Genomic DNA, 3795 nt, shown 5'->3' on the forward strand with positions numbered 1-3795 from the left:
GGTCTGAGCCGCCGTGCCGCGGCGTGCCCCGGCCGGGGCACGCCGCGGCACGGGACCGCACCGGTCCTCCCCGGCCGGGGAGGACCGGGATCAGGCCTCGTCGAAGATCCGCACGGCCATGGTGCCGTGGGTGACCGCGGCGCCGGCGCCCAGCCCGGCGGCGACCATGACCGCCTCGGCGATCTGGGCCTTCGAGGCCCCCGCCTTCTTGGCCTGGGTCACGTGCACCTCGAGACAGTAGGGGCACTGGGAGCTGATGGCCACGGCCACCGCGATGAGCTCGCGGTGGAGCTGGTCGATGGCCCCGCCCTCCCGCCCGATCGTGCCGTCGAAGGCGGCGAAGGCCTGGAACTCCTGCGGGGCGAGCTCCTTGAACTCGGGCAGGCGCTTGAGGTCGTCCGGGGAGTGGTAGTGGTCGGTCACGGTGACGTCCTTCCGGGTCGGATGTCCCGAGGCTACCGGGACCGGCCCCGGCCGCCCACCCCCGGCGCCCGGCCCGGTCACCTCTCCCAGGGCGCCCGGACCGGGAAGTACCGCTCCAGGAACGCGGTCATCCGCTCGGCCCGCTCGGCCGCCGGCACCTCCGGGAAGCTGCCGTCGTTGAGGCAGAACATGTCCAGGCTCCGCCGCCCGAGCAGCCTGTCCATCTGCTGCAGCCCCGCCCGGGTGGTGGTGTCCACGTACTCGGTGCGGGCGGTCTCCTGGGTCACGGCCCGGCCGGTGAGCAGCGCGTAGTAGTGGTACAGCGAGTTGGTCACCGAGATGTTCTCCGCGGCGCGGAAGCGGCTGGAGGAGGTGCGGAGGAACTCCCGGGGGAACTCCTGCTCCATCTCGGCCACCACGCTGCGGCGCAGCGGGGCGGCGCAGTGCTCCAGGTGACGGGTGGTGATCCGGCCGAAGCGCTCCCACAGCAGCCTCCGGTTCACCCGCGCCGCGTTCTCGAAGCCCGAGCGCTCGGGGTGCCCCTCGCCCAGGCCGATGCGGGTGCTGGCCTCCACGAACTTCGACACCCCGCCGGGGGAGAAGAACAGGGCGGGCCCGAGCTGGCGGCCGAAGAACATGTCGTCGTTGGAGTAGAGGAAGTGCTCGGACAGCCCCTCGATCCGGTGCAGCTGCGCCTCGACCGCCTGCGAGTTGTAGACGGGCAGCACCGAGGTGTCCGCGAAGAACTCCTCGCTGCGCACCACGCGCACCCGGGGGTGCTCGGCCAGCCAGGCCGGGGGCCGGGAGTCGGTGGCGATGTAGATGGTGCGCACCCAGGGGGCGAACATGTGCACCGAGCGCAGGGCGTACTTGAGCTCGTCGACCTGCCGGAAGCGGGCCTCGTGGTCGTCGCCCTCCCCGACCACGGCGTCCTCCATGTAGGACGCCCGGACCCGCCGGTACTCGGCGTCGGAGCCGTCCACCCAGGAGAAGACCATGTCGATCTCGAAGTCGATGTCGCTGGCGTGGTCGGCGAACATGTTCTCGATGGTCGGCCACGGCAGGCCGAAGCGTTCCACGCTCCCGCGCACGGCCTCCGCGCGGGAGACGGACCGGCGGGTCAGGGAGTTCTCCACCGGCAGCCGGATCTCGTGCTCGCCGAACTCCCACAGCTCGATCTGCACGCCGGTCGCCGCGCCGTAGTACAACTTCGAGCGCTTCGAGTAGTGCGGGCGGTAGAGCCGGAACACGCGGGCGTTGCGCCGGTGCGTGAGCTCCCCGTCCGCGAGCAGCTCGGAGGTCTGCTTCTTGGTGTCCATGGGCTTGACGTAGTACGGCTCGCCGAGGGCCGCCTCCACCAGGGCCTCGCGCAGCCGCGCCCGGTCGTGCAGGTCCACCGCGACCACGGGCCGCTCGTCGTTGCCCCGCACCAGGAGGTGGTCGATCCCGGCGCCCTCCAGGACGCGGCGCAGGAAGAGCAGGTTCTGCACCATGACGTCGTGGGGCGTCTGGTCGGTGATGCGCAGGGCGAAGCGGCCCTTGTACCGGACCACGTCCGGGCGCTCGTCGAGCGCCGCGGCGGAGGCGCGGGACGCGCTGCGGAACTCCTCGCCGTCGGGCCCGTCCTCGGGCGCGGGGAAGTAGGCGGTGTCGAGCGTGGTGGCGTCGATGGTGGTCTCCTGGTCCTCGTCAGCGGCTGCGGCGCTCCCAGGATAAGACCCCGCGGGCGCCCGCCGTCACGGGGCCGGCTGGCAGCGCTCGCAGAACCACAGCGCCCGGTCCTGCGGGGGCCCGGGGTGGGTCTCGCCGGGGGTGAGCTCGGCGTCGTCGATCCGGGCCTCCCGGATCGGGGTCCCGCAGCGTCGGCAGGGCTGCCGGCCGCGGCCGTAGACCCAGAACTGCTCGCCGCGCCGGGCCGGCCCGCCCACGGTGGAGCGCTGGGAGCGGTCCCGGTTGGCGTGCAGCAGCCGGTGGGAGAGGTCCACCACGGCGCCGAGGTCCTCGACGGCGGCCACCGGGGTGAAGGGGTGCAGGCGCCGCAGGAAGAGGATCTCGTTGCGGTAGACGTTGCCGATCCCCGCGAGATTGCGCTGGTCCATCAGCGCGGCGGCCACGGGCCGGCGCGGGTGCCGGGCCAGCCGGGACAGGGCCTGTGCCCGGTCCCAGTCGGGGCCGAGCAGGTCCGGGCCGAGATGGCCCACGAGCTCGTCCTCGTCCGCCGTGGCCACGAGGTCCAGCATCCCGAGGTCGAAGCCCACCGCCTGGGCCGCGGCGGTCTCCAGGACCGCGCGCGCCTGGTAGCCGGGGCGCCGCCAGCGGGCCCCCCGCGGATAGACGTGCCACATGCCCTCCATGAGCAGGTGGGAGTGCAGGCTCAGCGGCTCCAGGGCCTCGGGGCCGCCGTCCACGCGGATCAGGAGGTGCTTGCCGCGCGGGACCACCGCGGTCACGGTGCGCCCGGAGAGGTCCGCGGTCGCGATCGCGGGGAAGCGCAGGTCGCTGCGCGTGAGGACCTGACCGGCCAGGGCTCGGCGCAGCAGCGCGGCCTGGCGGTAGACGGTGTCACCCTCGGGCACGACGGCCTCCTTCTCCGGGCGCCCCGGTCACCGGCGCATCCTCAGTCCGCGCGGGGTCGAGTAGAAGCCTCCGGCCAGCAGGGACTCCCGGACCGCGGTCTCGAGAGGGCCGGGGCCGAGCACCGGGGCCCCGTTGACCTTCTCCACCGTGAGCTTGTCCACCGCGCCCCGCCGCACGGTGCCGGCCACGGCCGGTCCGGCGGCGGCCAGGGCGTCCGCGTCCTCGGTGAACGCGAGCACGGTCCGCCCGCCGCGCTCCACGTACAGGGCCAGGTCGCCGTCCACGAGCACGACGACGGCGCCCGCCTTGCGCCCGGGCCGGTGCCGGCCGGCCGGCGCGTCCTCGCCGTCCGGGGTGGTCGCCGCGACCGGGTCCGGCCACTCGAGGGCGGCCCCGTAGGGGTTGGCGGGGTCGGTCGCGGCCAGGGCCAGCGCCACGGGCTCCTCGGCGCGCACCTGGTCGTCGGTGCTGAACGTGCGCAGGTGGTCCACGGTGGCCGGCTGGGCGAACTGGGCGGCGCCGAGCCCCTCGATGAAGTAGCCGCGGCGGGCGCGGCCGGTGTCCTCCAGGGTGGAGAGGACCTTGTAGACCGTGGCGAAGCCGCCGGGGATCTCCTCGACGGCCACGGGCCCCTTGGTCACCACCCCGTAGCGGTCCATGAGCAGCTCGGCGGTGGCCGAGGCCCGCAGCGTGGGCTCGAGCGGCTCCGGGCGCAGCATCGACCAGCGCCCGGCCACGAGCGGGGAGTCGTGCCGCTCCAGGGTGGCCGGACCGCTCGCGGCCCGCAGCGCCCCG

At 74.3% G+C, this 3795-nt stretch carries 3 protein-coding genes and 1 pseudogene; all 4 read right to left on the reverse strand.

Features of this window, described 5'->3' with window-relative positions:
- Positions 1–90: 90 nt before the first annotated feature.
- Entirely contained in the window at positions 91–423 is a 333-nt protein-coding gene (locus tag ABL57_RS00390; RefSeq protein ID WP_047801475.1) for a carboxymuconolactone decarboxylase family protein, read from the reverse strand.
- Positions 424–500: 77 nt separating this feature from the next.
- Positions 501–1976 carry a stealth family protein gene (locus ABL57_RS00395; protein ID WP_238985937.1) on the reverse strand — a complete coding sequence of 492 codons (1476 nt, stop codon included), beginning with the start codon at positions 1974–1976 and terminating at the stop codon, positions 501–503.
- A 183-nt stretch (positions 1977–2159) separates the two neighbouring features.
- Positions 2160–2999, reverse strand: a complete 840-nt coding sequence (locus ABL57_RS00400) for a DNA-formamidopyrimidine glycosylase family protein (RefSeq protein ID WP_047801476.1) — start codon at positions 2997–2999, stop codon at positions 2160–2162.
- Between the two features lie 27 nt (positions 3000–3026).
- Positions 3027–3795 (reverse strand): annotated as a pseudogene (locus ABL57_RS00405) (ATP-dependent helicase); the annotation flags it as partial.

The organism is Kocuria sp. SM24M-10, from assembly GCF_001027955.1.
GTDB lineage: Bacteria > Actinomycetota > Actinomycetes > Actinomycetales > Micrococcaceae > Kocuria > Kocuria oceani.